The 20,198-nt window shown below is 68.1% G+C and carries 22 protein-coding genes; 10 read left to right on the plus strand and 12 right to left on the minus strand.

From position 1 onward, the window contains the following. The first annotated feature begins 144 nt into the window (after window positions 1-144). Window positions 145-528 (plus strand): STAS domain-containing protein, encoded by a 384-nt coding sequence (locus KXD97_RS23525; RefSeq protein WP_260752829.1) that lies wholly within the window; start codon window positions 145-147, stop codon window positions 526-528. A gap of 45 nt (window positions 529-573) precedes the next feature. Continuing rightward, window positions 574-1,020, plus strand: coding sequence for an ATP-binding protein (locus tag KXD97_RS23530; RefSeq protein ID WP_260752830.1), 447 nt, complete (start codon window positions 574-576; stop codon window positions 1,018-1,020). On the opposite strand, the gene KXD97_RS23535 is transcribed toward KXD97_RS23530, so the two are convergent. Continuing rightward, entirely contained in the window at window positions 1,021-2,097 is a 1,077-nt protein-coding gene (locus KXD97_RS23535) for a Gfo/Idh/MocA family oxidoreductase (protein ID WP_260752832.1), read from the minus strand. It abuts the gene before it with no gap. 80 nt (window positions 2,098-2,177) lie between these two features. Between KXD97_RS23535 and KXD97_RS23540 the strand changes: the two genes are divergently transcribed. From KXD97_RS23540 to KXD97_RS23550, 3 genes are read left to right on the plus strand one after another with little or no spacing between them, the layout of a single operon-like run. Further along, complete coding sequence (locus tag KXD97_RS23540) at window positions 2,178-2,924, plus strand: glucose 1-dehydrogenase (RefSeq protein WP_260752833.1); 747 nt, start codon at window positions 2,178-2,180, stop codon at window positions 2,922-2,924. Between the two features lie 43 nt (window positions 2,925-2,967). Then, window positions 2,968-4,236 carry a competence/damage-inducible protein A gene (locus tag KXD97_RS23545; RefSeq protein ID WP_260752835.1) on the plus strand — a complete coding sequence of 423 codons (1,269 nt, stop codon included), beginning with the start codon at window positions 2,968-2,970 and terminating at the stop codon, window positions 4,234-4,236. Window positions 4,237-4,286: 50 nt separating this feature from the next. Then, window positions 4,287-4,511 (plus strand): hypothetical protein, encoded by a 225-nt coding sequence (locus KXD97_RS23550; RefSeq protein WP_260752836.1) that lies wholly within the window; start codon window positions 4,287-4,289, stop codon window positions 4,509-4,511. 19 nt (window positions 4,512-4,530) lie between these two features. Here KXD97_RS23550 and KXD97_RS23555 read toward each other — a convergent pair whose 3' ends face one another. The 3 genes from KXD97_RS23555 to KXD97_RS23565 form a co-directional block, all read right to left on the minus strand. Beyond that, window positions 4,531-5,448: an alpha/beta fold hydrolase gene (locus tag KXD97_RS23555; RefSeq protein WP_260752839.1), complete on the minus strand. Its 918-nt coding sequence runs from the start codon at window positions 5,446-5,448 to the stop codon at window positions 4,531-4,533. A gap of 138 nt (window positions 5,449-5,586) precedes the next feature. Further along, a complete protein-coding gene (locus KXD97_RS23560) occupies window positions 5,587-5,946 on the minus strand; it encodes a hypothetical protein (RefSeq protein ID WP_260752840.1) in 360 nt (119 codons plus the stop codon). Window positions 5,947-5,956: 10 nt separating this feature from the next. Continuing rightward, a complete protein-coding gene (locus KXD97_RS23565) occupies window positions 5,957-6,199 on the minus strand; it encodes a hypothetical protein (protein ID WP_260752841.1) in 243 nt (80 codons plus the stop codon). An 88-nt stretch (window positions 6,200-6,287) separates the two neighbouring features. Between KXD97_RS23565 and KXD97_RS23570 the strand changes: the two genes are divergently transcribed. After that, entirely contained in the window at window positions 6,288-6,800 is a 513-nt protein-coding gene (locus tag KXD97_RS23570) for a hypothetical protein (RefSeq protein ID WP_260752842.1), read from the plus strand. A 21-nt stretch (window positions 6,801-6,821) separates the two neighbouring features. Here the strand turns inward: KXD97_RS23570 and yaaA are convergent, their stop codons facing one another. Continuing rightward, on the minus strand, window positions 6,822-7,568 hold the full coding sequence (yaaA, locus tag KXD97_RS23575) for a peroxide stress protein YaaA (RefSeq protein WP_260752843.1): 747 nt from the start codon (window positions 7,566-7,568) through the stop codon (window positions 6,822-6,824). A gap of 135 nt (window positions 7,569-7,703) precedes the next feature. On the opposite strand from yaaA, the gene KXD97_RS23580 reads away from it, so the two are divergent. Next, a complete protein-coding gene (locus KXD97_RS23580) occupies window positions 7,704-9,062 on the plus strand; it encodes an IS1380 family transposase (RefSeq protein ID WP_313901315.1) in 1,359 nt (452 codons plus the stop codon). A gap of 186 nt (window positions 9,063-9,248) precedes the next feature. Here KXD97_RS23580 and KXD97_RS23585 read toward each other — a convergent pair whose 3' ends face one another. From KXD97_RS23585 to KXD97_RS23600, 4 genes are all read right to left on the minus strand, one after another. Further along, complete coding sequence (locus tag KXD97_RS23585; protein WP_260752844.1) at window positions 9,249-9,767, minus strand: C40 family peptidase; 519 nt, start codon at window positions 9,765-9,767, stop codon at window positions 9,249-9,251. A gap of 268 nt (window positions 9,768-10,035) precedes the next feature. Beyond that, window positions 10,036-11,169, minus strand: a complete 1,134-nt coding sequence (locus KXD97_RS23590; RefSeq protein WP_260752847.1) for an alkaline phosphatase family protein — start codon at window positions 11,167-11,169, stop codon at window positions 10,036-10,038. A 1-nt stretch (window position 11,170) separates the two neighbouring features. Then, window positions 11,171-11,611 carry a response regulator gene (locus tag KXD97_RS23595; RefSeq protein WP_011780199.1) on the minus strand — a complete coding sequence of 147 codons (441 nt, stop codon included), beginning with the start codon at window positions 11,609-11,611 and terminating at the stop codon, window positions 11,171-11,173. Continuing rightward, a complete protein-coding gene (locus tag KXD97_RS23600; RefSeq protein ID WP_260752849.1) occupies window positions 11,608-13,209 on the minus strand; it encodes a CHASE3 domain-containing protein in 1,602 nt (533 codons plus the stop codon). The genes KXD97_RS23595 and KXD97_RS23600 overlap by 4 nt, the downstream gene beginning before the upstream one ends. A 257-nt stretch (window positions 13,210-13,466) precedes the next feature. On the opposite strand from KXD97_RS23600, the gene KXD97_RS23605 reads away from it, so the two are divergent. Next, a complete protein-coding gene (locus KXD97_RS23605; RefSeq protein WP_105386664.1) occupies window positions 13,467-14,711 on the plus strand; it encodes an IS110 family transposase in 1,245 nt (414 codons plus the stop codon). A gap of 11 nt (window positions 14,712-14,722) precedes the next feature. On the opposite strand, the gene KXD97_RS23610 is transcribed toward KXD97_RS23605, so the two are convergent. Next, a complete protein-coding gene (locus KXD97_RS23610) occupies window positions 14,723-15,898 on the minus strand; it encodes a PP2C family protein-serine/threonine phosphatase (RefSeq protein ID WP_260752850.1) in 1,176 nt (391 codons plus the stop codon). Window positions 15,899-16,172: 274 nt separating this feature from the next. Between KXD97_RS23610 and KXD97_RS23615 the strand changes: the two genes are divergently transcribed. Together KXD97_RS23615 and KXD97_RS23620 are read left to right on the plus strand one after the other, a co-directional pair. After that, window positions 16,173-17,393 carry an acyltransferase gene (locus KXD97_RS23615; protein ID WP_260752851.1) on the plus strand — a complete coding sequence of 407 codons (1,221 nt, stop codon included), beginning with the start codon at window positions 16,173-16,175 and terminating at the stop codon, window positions 17,391-17,393. 60 nt (window positions 17,394-17,453) lie between these two features. Further along, a complete protein-coding gene (locus KXD97_RS23620; protein ID WP_260752853.1) occupies window positions 17,454-18,137 on the plus strand; it encodes an Rv0518 family GDSL lipase in 684 nt (227 codons plus the stop codon). Here the strand turns inward: KXD97_RS23620 and KXD97_RS23625 are convergent, their stop codons facing one another. Both KXD97_RS23625 and KXD97_RS23630 read right to left on the minus strand, forming a co-directional pair. Then, window positions 18,138-19,508, minus strand: a complete 1,371-nt coding sequence (locus KXD97_RS23625) for a hypothetical protein (RefSeq protein ID WP_260752854.1) — start codon at window positions 19,506-19,508, stop codon at window positions 18,138-18,140. Next, complete coding sequence (locus KXD97_RS23630) at window positions 19,505-20,095, minus strand: TetR/AcrR family transcriptional regulator (protein WP_260752855.1); 591 nt, start codon at window positions 20,093-20,095, stop codon at window positions 19,505-19,507. Before KXD97_RS23630 ends, KXD97_RS23625 begins: the two co-directional genes overlap by 4 nt. Between the last annotated feature and the right edge of the window lie 103 nt (window positions 20,096-20,198).

Consider the following 20,198-nt stretch of genomic DNA (forward strand, 5'->3'; position numbering starts at 1 on the left):
CACTCCTGGTTTAATCTGTGGCCTGGTCGCTGCAGCAGCCGACCACGGTAGTTTGGTCTTGCCGGGTTCAGGATGCAGCCTGCGTGAGAAGCACTGATGTGCCCTCGCAGTATGCGAAGAGCGGCCTGACATGGAAGGTGAACCTTGGACGAACAAGCAGCCGAAGGCACGGGCGCCGCAGGAGCGTCGAACTGTGTCGTCACTGAACACTGGGTCGATCGCACGGCCGTCGTCGGTGTGTCCGGGGTCGTCGACATGCTCACATCGCCCCAGTTGGAGACGGCGATCGACTCCGCGCTCAAGCAGCAGCCCGCCGCGGTGGTGATCGATTTCACCGAGGTCGAGTTCCTGGCCTCCGCCGGCATGGGCGTGCTCGTGGCCGCACACGACAAGGCCGGCTCCGATGTGACGATCAGCGTGGTCGCGGACGGTCCGGCGACGAGCCGGCCGCTCAAGTTGGTCGGCATCGCCGACATCGTCGCGCTCTACCCGAACCTCGACGAAGCCCTCGCCGCGCGCGACACGTAGGAAGCCCGCTTAAGAAGAAGCTTTGTGGGGTAGCCACCGACTGCCATGATCGATTCCATGCCTCCGGCGCAGGTAGCCAATGCCGAACGTTTCGAGCGGTTCGGCCTCGATGCTGATGCTGGCGCGGTTGCGCGGGTGCGCCAGGAGTTCTCCGAATGGTTGCGCCAGTTCTTCGCGCTCGATGACGTCCGCACCAGCGACGTGGTGCTCGCGATCAACGAAGCGCTGGCCAACGCCGCGGAGTTCGCCTACGTCCAGGCCGAGCAGCCCGGCACCATCGACATCCGCGCAAGCCACGATCCGCAGGCACAGACGCTGATGGTGTGCATCGAAGACCGCGGCATCTGGCGGAAGCGCCAGACCGAGCCCGCACCCCGCACCCGCGGCCGGGGCATCCCGCTGATGGAGACGCTGTCCGACTGCGCAACGATCGAGCCGTCGGCCGGCGGCACCACCGTCCGGCTCGAGTGGCGCGACGTCAGCCGGAGCTGATCAGGACGCCCGGTAGGTGCCCTTGCCGGTGACCAGCGGAAGGTCCAGCGTGCTGTGGATTCCCGGCTCGGCGGCGACGACGTCCGGGATCGCGTTGACGATCCGGCCGGCCGCCGCGAGGATCGCTGCGTAGTTGTGGTCGCCGTTGCGGCTCGTCGGGCAGATGTCCATCACATAGGACGGTTCGCCGGTGATCTCGACCCGGTACGAGCCTCCGTCCTGGGCGGGTTGCGCCCAGTCGGGACGCAGATCCCCGCGCAGCCGGGTGATGTGTTCGACGACCACCGCCGATCGCCCCTCGACCTTGCCTTCGATCAGGAACCGCACGGCGGCCACGGTGCCCTTCTTGATGGTGCCGACCGCGACGTCGAAGTCCTCCGGCGCCGGTTCCTGCTCGACCGAGTCGGTGATCTCGTCGACCTCGATACCCAGTCCGGCGGCGAGCTGACGGATCCCCACGCCCCATGCCAGGCTCAGCATGCCGGGCTGGTACAGAAACGGCAGATCGCCGATCTCGTTCCCGAAGCCCATCACGTCGAACATCACCGTCGCACCGTCATAGGTGGCGTAGTCCGCGATCTCCATCGTCCGGATCTGTTCGATTCTCTGGCAGGTGCCTGCCAGCGCCAGCGGCAGCAGGTCGGTGACGAAGCCGGGGTCGACGCCGGTGACGAAAACGCTCGCGTTGCCTTGGCGCGCAGAGGCTTCCACCCGTTCGATGGAGTGGTCGGGAATCACGCCCCACGGGTACTCCAGTACGCCGGGAGCGGAGCCTACGACGTTGATGCCCGCCTCGAGGAGGCGGCGGACGTCGGCGAGGGCCTCGCGGGTGCGGATGTCGGCCATCGCGCAGTACACGACGCAGTCCGGTGCGGCCGCGATGATCTCGTCGAGGTCGCTGACCGCGGACACACCGGTGGTGACGTCCAGCCGGGCCAGCTCGCCGGCGTCCTTGCCCACCTTGGCCTCCGAGGACACCCAGACCCCGGTCAGCTCGAACCGCGCATCCTCGATGAGCTGACGCAGGGCCAGGCTGCCGCAGTTGCCGGTTCCGATGAGCCCCACACGAATTGCCATGCGCAGCAGTATGCGGGCTCCGATGGAAAATTGGAACAGGTTCTAATTCATCTCCGCGGCGTGCGGTACCCTGACGCCCCATGGGACGCGTGGACGGAAAAGTGGCACTGATCAGTGGCGGCGCTCAGGGAATGGGCGCCGCCGACGCACGGGCGCTGATCGCCGAGGGTGCCAAGGTGGTGATCGGGGACATCCTCGACGAGAAGGGGCAGGCGCTGGCCGACGAGATCAACGCCGAGACACCGGATTCGATTCGCTACGTCCATCTCGATGTGACCCAGGCCGACCAGTGGGAGGCAGCGGTCGCCACCGCCGTCAACGACTTCGGCAAGCTCAACGTGCTCGTCAACAACGCCGGCACGGTCGCACTGGGGCAGATCGGCCAGTTCGACATGGCCAAGTGGCAGAAGGTCATCGACGTGAACCTGACCGGGACGTTCCTGGGGATGCAGGCGTCGGTGGAGGCGATGAAGGCCGCCGGCGGCGGGTCGATCATCAACATCTCCTCGATCGAGGGCCTGCGCGGGGCGGTGATGGTGCATCCCTACGTCGCGTCGAAGTGGGCGGTGCGCGGTCTGACGAAGTCTGCGGCCCTGGAGCTCGGCGCGCACAACATCCGCGTCAACTCGGTGCATCCCGGGTTCATCCGCACCCCGATGACCAAGCATTTCCCGGACAACATGCTGCGCATCCCGCTGGGCAGGCCCGGCCAGCCCGAAGAGGTCGCGACGTTCGTGGTGTTCCTGGCCAGCGACGAGTCGCGGTACTCGACCGGCGCCGAGTACGTCATGGACGGCGGCCTGACCAACGACGTCCCGCACAAGTAGCACGCCGCAGGCCCACACCCGGGCCTGCGTAAGGTCGTCTCTCGTGAGCGCACGCGCCGGCATTGTGGTGACGGGGACCGAGGTCCTCACCGGACGAGTACAGGACCGCAACGGTCCCTGGCTGGCCGACCGGCTGCTCGAACTCGGTGTCGAGCTGGGCCACATCACGCTGTGCGGCGACCGTCCCCCCGACATCGAAGCCCAGCTGAATTTCCTTGCCTCCCAAGGGGTGGACCTCATCATCACGAGCGGAGGCCTCGGGCCGACCGCCGACGACATGACGGTCGAGGTCGTGTCCCGGTTCTGCGGTCGCGAGCTCGTGCTCGACGCCGGGCTGGAAGCCACGATCGGCGACATCGTGACGGGCATGATGGCACGCTTTCCCGGCGTCGACGCCGAGGCGGTGCTGGAGGCCAACCGCAAGCAGGCCCTCGTCCCGGCCGGCGCCGTGATCCTGGACCCGGTGGGCACCGCGCCGGGGGTCGTCGTACCCGGCACGCCGACGATCGTGGTCCTGCCCGGCCCGCCCCGCGAACTGCAGCCGATGTGGCAGGCGGCCGTGGCCACCGAGGCCGTGCAGGCCGCGATCGCCGGCCGCACCCGGTATCGGCAGCAGACGATCCGGATGTTCGGCCTGCCCGAGTCCGGGCTGGCCGACACGCTGCGCGACGCCGAGAAGACGGTCGCCGGATTCGACCGGCTGGAGATCACGACCTGCCTGCGGCGCGGCGAGCTGGAGATCGTGACCCGCTACGAACCCCGGGACGCGACGGCCTATGCCGACCTGGTCGCGGTGCTGCGCGACCGGCACGCCCGTGAGATCTTCTCCACCGACGGCGCTTTCGTCGACGACCAGGTTGCCGCGCTGCTCGCCGGGCGCAGCATCGCCACCGCCGAATCCTGCACGGCCGGCCTGCTGGCAGCCCGACTGACCGAACGTGCCGGCTCCTCGGCGTACGTCGCAGGCGGGGTGGTGGCGTACTCGAACGCGGCCAAGACCGAACTGCTCGGGGTCGCCGCGACGCTGATCGAGCAGCACGGCGCGGTGTCCGAACCGGTCGCCGAGGCGATGGCCGCCGGTGCACTGCGCCGGTTCGGGGCCGACACCGCCGTGGCGATCACCGGTATCGCCGGACCGGGTGGCGGCAGCGAGACCAAACCCGTCGGCACCGTGTGCTTCTCGGTGGCGCTGGCCGACGGCGCGACGTTGACCAGGACCACCCGGCTGCCCGGAAACCGCTCCGATGTCCGGGAGCGCTCCACAACCGTGGCGATGCATCTGCTCCGAAGGGCACTCACCGGCGAACGCTAGGGTGGTCGACAGCATGGACGACCCGCCCGAGACAGTTGGAGAACTCACCGATGGTTGACACCGACGAGCGGCAGGAGGTCTCGGCGCTCGCCGAGCAGGCCGGCTGGAATCACCGCGTAGCCGATCGCAGCGACTACTTCGACAAGGGCGTGGTGCGGATCCACGTGGTCTGGCAGGGCGACGCCACGATCAGCGGCGGCACGCTCTACCACGACGACTTCATGCAGACCTACAGCAAGGATCTGCCGACCGTGCGGGGCTGGCTCAAGCGCTGAGCCGCGGCCGGCACCGAAGCTACGCCTTATCGGCGCTGTCCCAGAGGTCGCTCATCGCCCGCATGATCGTCTCGGCCTCGCCCAGCCCGCCGAGATGACTCTCGCCGGGCAACGGGTAGAACTCGGCGTCGGGCAGCAGTGACACGACGTGCTTGCCGTGGGCGAACGGCACGATGTGGTCGCAGTCGCCATGCCACCAGCGCACCGGCACCTTGACCTCGTCGAGCCGGAAGCCCCAGTCGCGCGCGAACACCACGACGTCGGCGAATGGCGCGGCCAGCTGGCGTCGGCTTCCGTTGAGCAGATCGTCAAGGAACATTGCCTTGAACTCGGGGCGAACCAGCAGCCGGCGGTCGCCTTCGGGCGAGATGCTGGCGTACAGGTACAGCGCCGGTTCGGCGACCGGTTTGATCAACCGGATCAGCCCCGTGGCGACGATGCTGAGCGGGGCGCCGAGGTGTTCGAGCACCGGCGCCACCGGCAGACCGACATTGCCCATGATGCCGCCGCCGATGGCGTCGGAACCCTGCGTCGGGGCCACCCCGCCGAGCACACCGACCGCGACCACCCGGTCCGGCATCGCGGCGGCGCAGCCCAGCGTATAGGGGCCGCCGCCGGACAGTCCGATGATCTCCATTTTGTCGATGCCCAGCGTGTCTGCGACGGTACGCAGGTCGTCGGCGAAGTCGATGACCCGGTGATATTCGTACGGGGTGGACGACCCGATGCCGGGGCGGTCGACGCCGATCAACCGGATGCCGTGGCGTTCGGCGAACACCCGCGCCTCGACCGGGATTTGCCGGCGGGCGCCGGGAGTGCCGTGCAGCCAGAAGATCGCCCGGCCCTGCGGGTCGCCGAACTCGGCGAATCCGAGCTGGCGATCCGAACCGACGAGGACCTTGCCTTCGAGTTTGGGGCGAGCGATGTCGACAGCCATGCGCGAAAGTGTCGCACGCCTCAGTCAGCCGCCTGGTCGGCTCTGGCGAACAGGTATGACCCGACTGTGGTGGGTCTGTCCTCGGCGCCTTCGTAGTTCCCGGATGTCTCGCAGCGTCCGTGTCCTCTGTGTCACGGGTCAGCCCACTGCCGAGGAGTAGCCGACGACGCCCAGGCCGACCGCCAGCACGCACAGCACGAACGTCCCGACGGCGAACGGCCAGGCGGTCTTGCGGCGCACCAGCGCCACCACGGTCGCCACGAGTCCGGTCACACCAACGGCGGCGGCGGCCAGCAGTGAGGTGAAGACGGCGTTGACCGCACCGTCGATGCTGCAGGCCGGCGGTGGGCAGTGGTCGAGGAAGGCCAGTGAGAACAGGCCGAAGAACGCGGCGACGGCGCCGAAGAGCACCGTGAGAACCAGCAGCACGATCGAGATGGCGATGTCGGCGCCCGATCTCCGCGCAGCGGCGGGCACCGGGTATCCGGGGTATCCCATCGCGTCAGTATCACCGGGACGACGACGGCGCGGCGGAATTCGCAGCGAGGTCGCGAGGACGACTGACCATCGAGTCGGTAATGGCGAGCGCGATCAGCACGTCGGCGGCGGTGATGAGCAAACCCCACCAGTACATCCAGCGCACGGTGGGATCCGGTTGGAAAGCGAAATAGACGACGAGAAAGATGGGCCCGACGATCCCGAAGACCAGCGTCATTCCCTGGATCCGCGCATAGAGCCACAGTGTCGACATCGTGGCGAAGTCTCCCGTGTCGGCATTCCGACGTCAACGGTTGCGCCGAGGTGGTCCGCTCCCGCGGGCGGGGTGAGAGAATCCACGGATGCGCCGTCTGGACAGAATCTCCCTCACCGTCGCCGCCGTCGTCGCCGCCTCCGGGTTGGGTGTGATTCCGGGCGGGTCCGGAACCGCCGGGGCCCGGCCGGACATGTCGGCGGGCACGATCACGGCGCCGTTCAGCCAGACGTGGCGACGGTGCGACTTCAGCAAGTTCGCCTACACCGGGCCCACCTCCTACGGCCGGCTCGTCGGCCAGTTCCGGACCGAGGGCGGCACTGTGGTGGCCGACCTGCAGATGGCGACCGGTGCGCCGAACGCGCAGTACGAGGTCCGAGTGGTGCAAATGCCGCGAGCCTCCGCGGCAGGCTGCGGTGCCGGTGACCCGGGGGTGATCGCGGCGACGCTGTTCACCGACGCCGCGGGAGGGGGAGCGGTCAGCGTGCGCGGGCCGATCGCGTCCGGCGCCACCGGGGTGTGGGCTTCGGTGAGCCGGCCGAGCCCGATGTCGCAGACCCCCGCGGAGTTCTATACCACCGACTTCGTGATCTCGATCTAACCTCTGCCGCAACGACTCTCGTCAGGCGGGCACCACGACCGTCAGATGGTCGCCGTGACGCTCGACGCGCATGTCGGCCCGTCGGGCCACCGCGGCGACGGCCGCGGCATCGGCAGGCTCGGAACGGGTGCTCGCCAATACGCGGGCCAGCCGTCCCTTGTGTGCCTTGTTGAAGTGGCTGACGGTCGTGCGCCGGCCGTCGTTGTGCTCGGCCACCACGTCCACCGACACGGCGTGGGGCAGCCTGCCCAGCGCGGCGTAGGACCCCGACCGCAGGTCGACGACCAACTCGCCTGCGGCGATCTCGGCGAGCACGGGTTCGAGCACCGGTTTCCAGCGGGCCGCCAGCGTCGGGCGCCCCGGTAGCTTCGAACCGGCCGACAGCCGGTAGGCCGGGATATGGTCTCTGGCCCGCAGCAGCCCGAACAACGCAGAACCGACGGCCAGCCTCGCCTCGGCGCGGGCTGCGGCCGCCCCCTTCAGCGATTCGACATCCAGTGCGTCGTAGAGCACGCCGGTGTATCGCCGGATGGCCGGCAGCGTCGGCGCGGTTCGCAGCGCGGCGTTGCGGTCGATCTCGCCGTCCTGGGACGGCGAGATCCCGAGGGCCTTGCGGCTGGCGGGCCGATCGGCGGCCAGGTCGACCAGTTCGTCGACGAGCTCGGCGCGCAGGCCACGCAGCTCTGGTGAGCTCATCGACTCCAGCGACAGCGGCGGTCCGTCCCCGCCGGAACGCTTGGTCTCCGAAGGCGGCAGCAGCACGATCACCGCACAGAGGCTAGCCTCGACGTTTCGTGAAATAGGCTGTTGACACGACCTGTAATGCACGGAAGTGCCTGTCCTGTTTGAGAAAATGTGACTTGTCTAGGGTCCATGTTCACAAAGCGGGAAGGCACTCCGTAGGTGAAGCGTAGCGCGGTTCGTTCTCTGCTGGTGGATTCAGGTCGCGAGTCGTTGGTCTCGTCGGCCGGCGGGCTGCTGTTGGCTCGGACGCTGCACGTCTCGGGACTGGAAAAGGCCATGTCAGAGGTCTTGAAGCGGTGGCGGGCACCACGAACCCTGCACGACCCGGCCAAGGTGCTCACCGATGTCGCGATCGCGGTGGCACTCGGCGGTGACTGTGCCGCCGATATCGCGGTGGTGCGTGCTCAGCCCGAGCTGTTCGGGGCGGTGGCCTCCGATGCCACCGTGTCACGTCTGATCGCCACGCTGGCCGGCGACGTCGATGCCGCCGTTGCGGCGATCCGCGCGGCCCGGGCAGCAGCCCGCGCGCACATATGGCGGCGCCAGCAACCGCTGGCCGGTACCTCAGGCAGCCAGGTCATCGTCGATCTGGACGCCACCCTGGTGACCGCCCACAGCGACAAACAGGGCGCCACCCCAACCTTCAAGTACGGATACGGGTTTCATCCCATGCTCGCCTTCGTCGACCACGGCAGCCACGGATCCGGTGAAGCCCTGGTCGGGTTGCTGCGACCCGGCTCAGCCGGCTCCAACAGCGCTGCTGACCACATCAGTGTCCTGGATGCCGCGTTGGCCCAACTGCCCGAACCCGAACGGGCCCGGGTGCTGGTGCGCACCGACACCGGTGGCGGGGTCAAGGACTTCCTGCACCACATCACCGACCTGGGACTGCAGTACTCAGTCGGGTTCTACGGCATGCCCCCGATCGTCGAAGCGCTGCGCCGGGTCCCGCGGCGGGCGTGGCGGGCTGCCCTCGACGGCGACGGCACACCACGCGAGGGCGCCCAGGTCGCTGAGTTGACCCGCTACCTGCCCGACACGCTGAAAGGCTGGCCGGCAGGGATGCGGGTCATCGCCCGCCGAGAACGTCCCCATCCCGGCGCGCAGTTGCGCCTGACCGATGACAACGGGTGGCGGATCACGTGCTTTGCGACCAACACCCGCGGTTGGTCGATCTGCGATCTCGAAGTCCGGCACCGTCAACGCGCCCGCGCGGAAGACCGCATCCGCAACCTCAAAGACACCGGACTGACCAACCTGCCGTTTCACGGGTTCGCCCAGAATCAGATCTGGCTGGAGATCACCCTGCTGGCCGCTGACCTGCTGGTCTGGACCCAAGTCCTGGCCTTCACCGGCCACCCGGCCAGAGGCTGGGAACCCAAACGACTACGCCTGCGCCTGCTTGCCGTCGCCGGACGCATCATCACCTCAGGGCGTCGCCGCTACCTACGGCTGCCAAGAGGCTGGCCGTGGAGCGACCTCATCGAATTCGGCTGGACCGCACTGCAACCCACCTAAAACACAGAAACCATTCCGACGAGCAAAGGACCCAGGAGCACCGGCGAGACGCAACGCCGGAACCCCAGGCCGCCCACGTCAGAACCGCCCACCCACGCCACGAAAAGACCTCAACTACCCGCCACGTGAAAGATCGAGGCTAGTGCCCGCGCCGTCGGTCCCGGCTCAGGGTGTCGGTGCGCTGACTCACGGTGCCGGCGGCGCCGCGATCTCCTGGCCGGCCAGCATCACCGGTTGCGCCGGCGGGGGCGGGGGCGGGGGCGGGGGCGGCACGGCGCCCGGCGGTGGGGCCATCGGCGGGGCGAGCATCGGGTCCGGAACCGGCGGCACCTCGGCCGGCATCGGCAGGAACATGTGATTGGTGAACTGGTCCTGGTAGGCGCCGCCGCCGCCGACCTTCACGCCGCCGCCCTCGCCCGAGGACACCGGCGTGCCGTCGGGCAGCGTCACCGCGGTGTGCCCACCATTCCAACCCACCACCAGCGCGCCGGGCTGGCTGCCGTACTGGAAGCCTCGGGCCAGCAGAGCGCTCTCGATGTTGCCGGTGTGGAACCTGTCTCCATAGACCGGCCTGCCGGTGGCGGCATTGGTCACCCAGGACACCAGGCCCGAACAGTCGGTGCCCGCGGGGGAGTCCCCGCCGGACACGTACGGCGTGCCCGACACCTGGCTGACAAGCGTCAAGAGTGTTGCGATGGCAAACATGCGGACGCACGTTAACAGAGGGTCTCTAATACGCCCAAAATCTGTGACGGCAGGCACAATACACGTTCAATCGGTCTACATCTCACGAAAAACGTTGTGCAGCGCCCGCATTCGCAGGACAGAGGGGTGTCACTCCATGCCCCTCAATCCCATTGCAGTTCAGGGCATTACGCGAATTTCGAGGGAATGCGAGAGCACTCGCGCATTCTCCGGCGCAGATGGTGTGCGGGTTTGCTGCAGGATGGACCGCGAGGTGCTGTGCGGCCGCTCAGCGATGCGCCAGCAACAGCGGGATCCGCTGCTCGGCGTCCGTCAGCGACCCATGCTGTCCCACCAGCGACGACTCCAGGGGTTCGGCACTGCGGCGCAGCAGACCCGAGCAGCCCCGGGCGGCGGCCACCACGTCACCGATCCGCGGTCGGACCTCATCGGTGACGCGTTCGCCGAACCAGCCCGCCGCCACCGCCTCGTCGCGGGTGACGACCCACGCCCTGTCACCGAGAGCGGTGCGCCAGGTCGCCAGCACCTCGTCGGTGGCACCGGGCCGGGTATAGATGTGGCGGGCGCGCACCTCGCCGCCGACCGCGTCCACCCCGTCGGAGAGTTCGGAGACCGCGTCGAGATCCACTGCGCTGTCGTCGAGCTCGACCATGCCGTGGTCGGCCACCACCGCGAGCAGACCCCCGACGGGCAGATTCCCGACGATCGATTCGACCATGGTGTCCACCTGCCGCAACTGCAGGCGCCACGCCGGCGAACCGGGCCCGTGCAGATGTCCGACCAGGTCGAGGTCGGCGTGGTACCCGTAGCAGAAGCCCCGACCGGTGATCACCGCACCGATGGTGTCCGCCAGGTCGCCCATCGCGTGCACACCTCGGTAGGTGCCACCACGCAGCACCGCGCGGGTCAGTCCCGAACCGGCGAACTGGGCGCCCGAGATCACCGAGACCGCAGCACCGGCCGATGAGGCCCGTTCGAACACCGTGGCCTGCGGTTGCACGGCCTCCGGAACGGCCTTCTCACGCAGGTCACCGCCCCAGGGATGCGGCAGCCATCGCAGCGCGTTGATCACCCCGACGTCGGGCAGACGGAAGGACATCCCTACCATGCCGTGTTCGCCGGAGCGGCACCCGGTCCCCACGGCGGCCAGCCCGGCCGCGGTGGTCGAGGGGAAACCGACCTGCAGGGTGGCACCGCGCAGTCCGGCGAGCACCGGTGCGTCGGCAGCGTAGGTATCGAGCAGTTCGGCGCCCAGCCCGTCGATCAGCAGCACACACGCGCCGGCCACATCGTAGGGCAGCGGGATACGCGGTTCGAACCCCGTCACGCCCATCGCCGCCAGCACCGAGGGCGCGACGTCGGCCAGGTGCGGTAGCGCCGGATCCGGACGGGGCAGCTCCACGTCAGAACTGCGGAAGCCGGACCACCTGCACGAAGAACTCGTCGATCTGGCGTACCGCGTTCATGAACTGGTCCAGGTCGACCGGCTTGGTGACGTAGGCGTTGGCGTGCAGCTTGTAGCTGCGCAGAATGTCCTCTTCGGCCGACGAGGTGGTCAGCACCACCACCGGGATGTGGCTCAGGTCAGGGTCGGACTTGATCTGCTCGAGCAGCTGGCGACCGTCGTACTTCGGCAGGTTCAGGTCCAGCAGGACCAGGTCCGGACGAGGCGCATCGGTGTAGGCGCCGCGCCGGTACAGGAAGTCCAGGCCTTCCTCGCCGTCGTGGGCGACGTGCAAGGTGTTCTTGATCTTGTTGTGCTCGAACGCTTCCCGCGTGATCAGCTCGTCCCCGGGGTCGTCCTCGATGAGCAGGACGTCGATGGCGCGTTCAGCCGGAGTCATGTGGTCGATCCTTCCAGGAGTCTGGGTGCCGTGTCATCCGCGGTGATCGGCAACGTGAAATGGAACCGGGTGCCACCGGTGTGCGCCGTGTCGATCCAGATGGTGCCGCCGTGGTGTTCGACGATCTTCTTGCACAGGGCCAGCCCGATGCCCGTGCCGGTGTACGCGTCGCGGCCGTGCAGGCGCTGGAAGATCACGAACACCTTGTCGGCGAACTCGGGCGCGATGCCGATGCCGTTGTCGGTCACGGTGAACGACCAGTTGTCCGCCTGGTTCCCGTCGCCGTCGGCGACCTCCCGGACCACGTCGATGACGACGCGCGGGGCCACCCCCTCGCGGCGGAACTTCACCGCGTTGCCGACCAGGTTCTGCCACAGCATGGTCAGCAGCGTGGGGTCGCCCTTGACCGTCGGCAGCCCGCCCGCCGGCCGCTCGATGACCGCCCCGGACTCCTCGACCGCGGTGGACAGGTTGCCCAGCGCGGTGTCGAGCGCGGTGCCGAGGTCGACGTCGGCTTCGGTGGCGTTGAGCCGTCCCACCCGCGAGAAGGTCAGCAGATCGTTGATGAGGACCTGCATGCGTTTGGCGCCGTCGACCGCGAACCCGATGTACTCGACACCGCGTTCGTCGAGCTTGTCGCCGTAGCGCTTCTCCAGCAGCTGGCAGAACGAGGCGACCTTGCGCAACGGCTCCTGCAGGTCGTGGGAGGCCACATAGGCGAACTGTTCCAGCTCGGCGTTGGATCGGCGCAGTTCCTCGGCGTGGATGTCGAGGGTCTCGTTCGCCTCGCGCGACGCCTCGAGTTCGGCGACGATCCGTTGGCGCATGTGCTCGACGTCGAGACTGATGAGCCGGATGTCGCGCGGGCCCTGCGGGACGATCCGCTCACCGAAGTTGCCCTCGGCGATACGCCGGCACGCCGCGGCCAGCCGGGACAGCGGCCGCACCAGCGCGACGCGCAGCAGCACCGCCAGCGCCACGATGGTCACCGCGAACGTCACCGCTATCGCCAGCAGCACCGCGTTGCGCAGGGTCCGCACCCGCTCGAGCTCGGCGACACCGTCGGTGCGGGCCTGTGCCAGGTGCTCGTTCTGCGTGGCGAAAAGCGCGCGCAGCGTGTCGAAATCGTTCTTGCCGATCTCGGTCAGGGCGGGATTGACCGGGCCCGGGGCGCCCGGGCGAACCTCGGCGATCACCGGCTCGGCGTACTCGACGCGCCACGCGCCGGAGGCCTGCTCGATCGCGTCGAGATCGTCGAGCAGATCGGGACGGTCCTGCTCGAGTTGGCGGATGTCGGCCGCGGCCTGTTGTTCGACGGCGCGGCCCTCGTCGTAGGGCACCAGAAACTGACGGTCCGCGGTGATCAGGTAGCCGCGCACCGCGGTCTCCTGGTCGCGCAGCGCGGCCTGCAGTTGGTAGGCGGCCACCCGCGCCGGCTGGATCTGGTTGATGACCTGACCTGACAGGTGATCGGTGCGGTTTAGCAGCACCGCCACCGTCACACCGCCGAGCAGCACCACCAGGCCCATCACCGACAGCACCAGGTACTGCCAGCCCTGCACCGTGAGGGCGCGCACGCCGCGCTGGTCGGGGCTCACTGGTGCACCATCCTTGTGTCGGTGATCTTGGATGGATTGCCGATGCACCCGAGGTGCCGCTGATCTATCGCCCTGCTCGCTCGACACATTCGATGTCCAGCATGAGTTCTGCGGAGGCCAGTGGTTACCCGGGGCGCGTTGACCGTCGACAGGGCTATGCGCCACCGAGCGCCGCTCAGTGAGCGAACCGGCAGTCGTGCCCCGGAACCTGCACATAAGGGTGCCTCCCCACTGGGCTTAGCAGCGAGGAGGCTGTCATGAAGTCTGCCCGAAATACCCTGCCAACGGAACCCACCAATGGGCTCACCTGTGGAATCGACTGGGCCCGCGATGATCACGCGGTCTCGATCGTCGATGCCAAAGGCCGCGAGATCACCCGCAAAACGATCGGTCACCACGCCGTTGGGCTGCGTGATCTGCTCACCACACTGCAGCGCGTCGGTGTCGGAGAAGTCGCCATCGAACGCCCCGACGGTCCGGTTGTAGATGCCCTGCTCGAGGCCGGGATCACCGTCGTGGTGATCAGTCCCAACCAGGTGAAGAACCTGCGCGGGCGCTACGGATCGGCCGGCAACAAAGACGACCGCTTCGACGCGTTCGTCCTGGCCGACACCTTGCGCACCGACCGGACCCGGCTGCGGCCCCTGCAGCCCGACAGCCCGGCCACCGTCGCCCTGCGTCAGACCTGTCGAGCCCGCAAAAATCTGGTCGCTCACCGCGTGGCGATCGCCAACCAGCTGCGGGCTCATCTGATGATCGTCTTTCCCGGCGCGGTCGGGCTGTTCGCCGATATCGACTCGCCGATCAGCCTGGCCTTTTTGGCCCGCTTTGACTGCCAGGACCGCGCCGACTGGCTCTCGGTCACCCGGATGGCCAACTGGCTGGCCAGCGTTGGCTACAGCGGCCGCACCCACGCCAGTGAACTGCACCGACGACTCACCGCCGCGCCTCGCGGCGCCACCGGTATCGACGGTGCCACCATCACCGCGACCTTCGTCGAGGTGTTGAGCACTGTGAGCGCCCAGATCAAAACCCTCGACCAGAGCATCGCCGAGCAACTCGACGCTCACGCCGATGCTCATATCTTCACCAGCCTGCCCCGCTCGGGCACCTTCCGTGCCGCCCGACTGCTCGCCGAAATGGGCGACTGCCGCGCACGGTTCCCCACCCCCGAATCGCTGGCGTGCCTGGCCGGAGTCGCCCCCTCCACCCGCCAGTCCGGGAAAGTCAAACACGTCGGATTCCGCTGGGCTGCAGACAAACAACTCCGCGACGCCGTATGCGATTTCGCCGGTGACAGTCGTCGAGCCAACCCCTGGGCTGCCGATCTCTACAACCGCGCCCGAGCCCGCGGACACGACCACCCCCACGCCGTGCGCATCCTCGCCCGCGCCTGGCTCTACATCCTCTGGCACTGCTGGCACGACGAAGTCGCCTACGATCCCACCCAACACAGGGCCCTCCAAAAGCTGATCAACCAGGATCAACCCAGGGCGGCTTGACACAGGGCAACTCATGCGCGTGCCGTCCGTTCCACCCGCACCACCGCGATGTCGTCGGCGATCCCGCCGTGCGACGCCGCCCGCTCCTCGACGGCGTCGATGAGCGCGTCGACGAATGCGCGTCCGGGTAGCGCGGCCAGCGAGCGCGCCAACTCGAGCAGGCCGTGTTCACCGAGACGCTCGTTGCCACGGCCGATGTGTCCCTCGAACAGGCCGTCGGTCAGCAACACCAGCCCCTTGCCCGGCGGCAACTCGATCTGCTGGGGCTCCCAGTCGCGTCCGTGCAGGCCCAGCGCCGGGCCGCCCGGCGGTTCGACCCAGTCGACGGTGCCCTGGCCGTGCAACAGCATGCCCGGATGGCCGGCCCGCACCGCGGTGATCATCGGACCCTCCGGCGGGATCGCGAGGCTGAGCACCGTCGCGAAGATGCCGCGACCAGCGCGCTCGGCGCGCAGGATCCGCTCCAGCTGTTTCATCCGGTCCGCGCCGCGCAGCCCGGCGAAGGTCAGCGCCCGCCACGCGATGCGCAGCGCCACCCCGAGCGCGGCCTCATCGGCGCCGTGACCGGCCACGTCGCCGATCATCACGTGCACCGTGCGGTCCGGCGTCTGCACGAAATCGTAGAAGTCGCCGCCGAGCAGCGCGTTCTCCCGGCTGGGCCGGTACTGGGTGACGATCTCGACGCCTGGATCGTCGAGCAGCAGCGGCGAGGGCAGCAGCCCGCGTTCGAGCCGGGCGTTTTCGCGGGCCCGCAGCTGGCTGGCGTGCAGGTCGACCGCGGTGAGCTCGGCCCGCTTGCGTTCGATCGCGTACAGCACCGCGCGACGCAGCACCTCGGGATCGACCCGGTCCTTGACCAGATAGTCCTGTGCGCCCGCCGAAACCGCCGACACGCCGACGTGTTCGTCGTTGAGTCCGGTGAGCACGACGATCGGGATGGCCGGGTCGTGTTTGGCGATGCGGTTGACCCCGTCGATCCCGTGGGTGTCGTGCAGGTGCAGGTCCAGCAGGATGCAGTCGGGCCGGGCGATCGAGATCTCCTGCTCGGCCCGCGCCATCGATTCGGCCCAGACCACGCAGATGTCGGCCCCGGCGTCGGCGATCAACTCTTCGACCAGGATCGCGTCTGCGCGATCGTCCTCCACGAGGAGCAGCGACAGCGTGTCGCCGTTACTCGGGGCGAGCATGTGACCCGACACCCCCGTTGACCCGCGCCGCACGGACGCGGGGATCTGTTCGATTGACAATTTCTGGAGAATACCCGGGCGCGTCCCACGCGAAGGACAAGGCGTGCCGCGGCGTTGCGTCCCCTGTGCGCGGGACGGTCGCTGGTAACCTGCGACCGGTCGCCGGTATGAGATCACGGGGTGGGCGGCCCTGCCGCGTTCGCCGTCTCCCGAGTCACGGCCGGGACCGTCACCGACGACGCTGACCGCGAAAAGCTGCCTGGAATCTTACGAAATGAGTCGTGTGCGCACCGGAGAGATCAGAGCCTTGTCCGGCTTGCGCATCGTCGCCGCGCTCTGGGTGGTGCTGTTCCATTTCCGGCCGATGCTCGCCGAGGCGGCGCCCGGCGCCACCACCGCGCTGGCGCCGATCCTGAACGCGGGCGCCCAGGGCGTCGACCTGTTCTTCATCCTCAGCGGGTTCGTGCTGACGTGGAACTACCTGGATCGCATGGGGGAGAGTTGGTCGACACGGTCGACCCTGCGGTTCCTGTGGCTGCGGCTGGCCCGGGTGTGGCCGGTGTATCTGGTGACGATGCACCTGGCCGCCGCGTTCGCGGTCTTCACGCTCTACGTCGGCGGATACCCGCTGCCGCCGCCGGTGATCGAGTCGCTGAACGCGTTGAGCTGGCTCAAACAGGTGCTGCTGACCCAGCTGTGGTTCCAGCCGTATTTCGACGGGTCGAGCTGGAACGGGCCCGCCTGGTCGATCAGCGCGGAATGGTTGGCCTACCTGTTGTTCGGCGGACTGGTGCTGGTCATCTTCCGGATCGCGGCCGCGACGCGGGCCCGCGGGCTGATCTGGCTGGCCGTGGCCGCCGCGATGGCGCCGACCCTGCTGCTGCTGGCGCACGGGGTGTTCTACACGCCGTGGAGCTGGCTGCCACGCATCGTCATGCAGTTCACCGCCGGGGCGCTGGCGTGCGCGGCCGTGCGCAAACTCGTGCTCACCGACCGGATGCGCCGGACCGCGGGCGTGGCATCGCTGCTGCTGGGCGCCGCGATCGTCGGCGGGTTGTACCTGCTGGACGCGAACCCGCCCGGCGACATGCTCGACGGCGGCGGCCTGGTGGACGTGCTGTTCGTGCCGCTGGTGATCGCATTGTCGATCGGCGCGGGCACGCTGCCGGCCCTGCTGTCCACCCGGGTGATGGTCTACCTCGGGCACATCTCGTTCGGCCTCTACATGATTCACGAGATCGTGCACACGGTGTGGAACTGGACTGTCCTGCAATTCGACATCCATCTCGTCCCGAGCTGGTGGGCCAAACTCGTCGTCGTCGGGCTCATCCTGGTGTCGGGTGCCGCGGCGGCCATGCTTTACCACCTGGTCGAGGAACCGGCCCGGCGGTGGATGCGCCGCATGGTCGAAGCGAAGGAGCCGCGTTCCGCGCAACCGGCTGAGCGCACCGAGCCGGCAGCGGGACGGCTGCAATCAGTCGCGCGGGCCGGATAGCGGTGCCCCCGACGGCGAGTCGAACGGCGGTCTCGGCGCCGGTGAAATTAGGCTGGTCCGGTGAGTCGCCTTCTGACAGTGGTGCTTTCCTTCGCGGTGCTGCTCGCCTGCGGGTATGCCCACGCTCCGCAGCAGCGCGAGGTGCGCCTCACCGAGTTCGCCGGAAACCGCGTCTCGGTGATCGGTGATTCGTACACCACCGGTAGCGACCAGGGCGGCAACGGTTCGAAAGGCTGGTCGCCCCAGGTGTGGAGGATGCTGACCGAGCACGGGATCGCGGTGACGCCGACGGTGGCCGCCGAGGGCGGCGCCGGGTACTGCACGCGCGGCAACCGCGGCAGCGTGTACGAGGACCTGACCGTGCGCGCGGTCAAACCCAGCGACGTGCTGGTGGTGTTCTTCGGTTCCCGCAACGACATGAAGGCCGACCCGACGCGGCTGTCGATCGCGATGTACGGCACGTTCTCCCTGGCTCGCCGGATCGCGCGCACTGCCGACCTGCTGGTGATCGGACCCCCTTGGCCGACAGCGGATCCGCCGCCGGAGATCGTGCGCGTGCGCGATGTGCTGAAATATCAGGCCGAGTTGGCCGGGGCGACGTTCTTCGACCCGATCGCCGCGCGCTGGTTCGTCGGGCGCCCCGAGCTGATCGGCGCGGACGGCGTGCACCCCACCGACGCCGGGCACGCCTACATGGCCGGGAAGATCGCGCCGCTCATCAGCGCCAAATTGCATCCCTTCTGATCAGAGAGTGAGCACCTGCACGGCGTACGCGTCGAGGCACAGCGAGCCGGGGCCCGACGGTGGGGATATCTCCACGGGTGCCGCGGTCTTGTTGATCAGCAGAAGTCTGCGTGTGCCGTCTGGGCTCACGAAGCCCTGTGCGCACACCCGGGGGTCGGGCATCTGCGGTTCGCCGGTGGCGGTGGACACCACGGAATCACCCGGTCCGAAGTGCTGCATCAACAGTTCGAGGGCGCGGTAGCGCGCATTGGGCTCGCCGGTGGCCCAGTCGAGCAGCGTGACACCGGGAATCATACCGGGGTAACCGACGAACTCGGCGACACCGACGAGATCGACGCCCAGCCTGACCAGTTGCGCCCAGAGGTAGGACTGCACGGCCGCGCTGAGCTCCCAGTACTCGTCCGGGATGTCGGGTGCCGGGTCCATCACCTCAGGGGTGAAGGTGCCGATCTCGTTGACGAAGGTCTGGGTGGCCGGGGCGATCCGCCGGCGGATCGATTCGATGAAGCGTGCCTGCTCGACGAATGCGTCGGCCTGTGCGAAGAACACGTCACGCCACTGTTTGAACGGTGGATTCCCTTCGCGGGAGTAGGGATTCACGATCTCCGGGTGGGCGTAGAAGTGGTAGGAGATGGCATCGGGCGCTGCGCCGTCGTCGTGATTGGCCGGATCGAGGAACTGCCAGAAGTATTCGGGATCCCGGTGCAGGTGCGTCAACGACAACCCGACGAACTTCATCTCGGGATCCAACGGGCGGAGCCGGGTCACCACCGCGTCGTACAGCTTGGTGTAGGTCTGCGGTGACATGCCGCGCATATCCGGCTCGCACAACACCTCCCAATAGTCGAAGCGGTAGCGGTGGCCGGATTCGTGCCACTGCCCGAGTTCATCGGTGAATCCGCCGGCGATGTACCAGCTGGCGATCCGGAAGAAGTAGTCGGCCACCTCGGCGCAGGTGGGATCGCGCAGTTCGGCACCTGCCTCGTAGTTCCAGACGATCTCATCGGGGTCCTCGGGGAGATCTGGGACATCTGCGGTGAACATCCATGCCGGGATGGTGGCGAAGTTCATCACCACCTGCCGCCCCTGCGTGGCCTCCATGAAGTCGGCCACGAAGGGATCGAGAAGCTCGAAGTTCCACGATGTTTCGGTCGTCGTCGGCGGGTTCAGCGCCGGGACCGAGATCCGCGGATGTGAGAACCAGGGCAGGAATCGGGCCAGGTCGGCGTTGAGGTCGCGTAACGCCTGGAAGGCCTTGTCGTGGATCGGCGAGCTCCGCCGCAGTGGGGGAGCAGTCCACAGGTGTGTGGTGAGGGTGGTCTGCGATATGCGCTCGACAGTGTCCCAGTCCACGTCGATCCGGATCGTCACCGCGTTCCTTTCCTGGGGCTGAACCCGACTGCGGGCAGGATCGCCTGGTCGACAATGGCGGCCCGGACGGCGGCGTCGGGCAGGTCGCCGGTGTCGATCTGGTGCTTGATCACCAGCGCCTCACCTATGTCGCAGACCACCGGTGTCACCAGCCGGCCGTCGATCTCGCCGAAGGCGGCGTAGTGCTCGAGGACCACACGCGTGAAGCGTCCACCGTGTGAGTGGAAGACGCGGCTGTACAACGCCTCGGCGAGATCAGGCCGTCGTCGACGGTCGGCGAGGACGGCGGCCACCGCAGGTGCCGACGGCCCGCTCAGCCACGCCGTGAGCAGGTCAAGCGACCGCAACAGGTCGGCCCGTAGATCGCCGCCCGTCGGGGAGGGCTGCTCGACGGGGTAAGCGTCGTCTAACGCGTCGAGGAGCAGGTCCTCGACCGTGGGCCAGTGCCGGTAGATCGACGTCTTCGCCACTCCGGCGCGCCGGGCGACGCCCTCAACGGAGAGCCGGCCGATCCCTGACTCGGCAGCCTCCGTCAGGACCGCGGCTCGGCAGTCGCCGATCAGCTGATCCAGCGTCCGTCTGTGCACGCCCTCACTATAGAAACTATGGTGTAGCTACACAACCGTTTCTATCTGACAAATAGTGCCAAGTGCTGGGCGCCCCTCGTCGGCGTCCATCACCTTGGGCCCA

The sequence above is a fragment of the Mycobacterium sp. SMC-8 genome (assembly GCF_025263565.1).
GTDB lineage: Bacteria > Actinomycetota > Actinomycetes > Mycobacteriales > Mycobacteriaceae > Mycobacterium.

What these genes read in the sequence shown, in the direction of transcription:
- KXD97_RS23560 (WP_260752840.1), bottom strand. Translation starts at nt 5,946, where the DNA reads ATGGGATACCCCGGATACCCGGTGCCCGCCGCTGCGCGGAGATCGGGC.
- KXD97_RS23555 (WP_260752839.1), bottom strand. Translation starts at nt 5,448, where the DNA reads ATGGCTGTCGACATCGCTCGCCCCAAACTCGAAGGCAAGGTCCTCGTC.
- KXD97_RS23605 (WP_105386664.1), top strand. Translation starts at nt 13,467, where the DNA reads ATGAAGTCTGCCCGAAATACCCTGCCAACGGAACCCACCAATGGGCTC.
- KXD97_RS23570 (WP_260752842.1), top strand. Translation starts at nt 6,288, where the DNA reads ATGCGCCGTCTGGACAGAATCTCCCTCACCGTCGCCGCCGTCGTCGCC.
- KXD97_RS23565 (WP_260752841.1), bottom strand. Translation starts at nt 6,199, where the DNA reads ATGTCGACACTGTGGCTCTATGCGCGGATCCAGGGAATGACGCTGGTC.
- KXD97_RS23585 (WP_260752844.1), bottom strand. Translation starts at nt 9,767, where the DNA reads ATGTTTGCCATCGCAACACTCTTGACGCTTGTCAGCCAGGTGTCGGGC.
- KXD97_RS23610 (WP_260752850.1), bottom strand. Translation starts at nt 15,898, where the DNA reads ATGCTCGCCCCGAGTAACGGCGACACGCTGTCGCTGCTCCTCGTGGAG.
- KXD97_RS23550 (WP_260752836.1), top strand. Translation starts at nt 4,287, where the DNA reads ATGGTTGACACCGACGAGCGGCAGGAGGTCTCGGCGCTCGCCGAGCAG.
- KXD97_RS23615 (WP_260752851.1), top strand. Translation starts at nt 16,173, where the DNA reads ATGAGTCGTGTGCGCACCGGAGAGATCAGAGCCTTGTCCGGCTTGCGC.
- KXD97_RS23530 (WP_260752830.1), top strand. Translation starts at nt 574, where the DNA reads ATGATCGATTCCATGCCTCCGGCGCAGGTAGCCAATGCCGAACGTTTC.
- KXD97_RS23540 (WP_260752833.1), top strand. Translation starts at nt 2,178, where the DNA reads ATGGGACGCGTGGACGGAAAAGTGGCACTGATCAGTGGCGGCGCTCAG.
- KXD97_RS23535 (WP_260752832.1), bottom strand. Translation starts at nt 2,097, where the DNA reads ATGGCAATTCGTGTGGGGCTCATCGGAACCGGCAACTGCGGCAGCCTG.
- KXD97_RS23595 (WP_011780199.1), bottom strand. Translation starts at nt 11,611, where the DNA reads ATGACTCCGGCTGAACGCGCCATCGACGTCCTGCTCATCGAGGACGAC.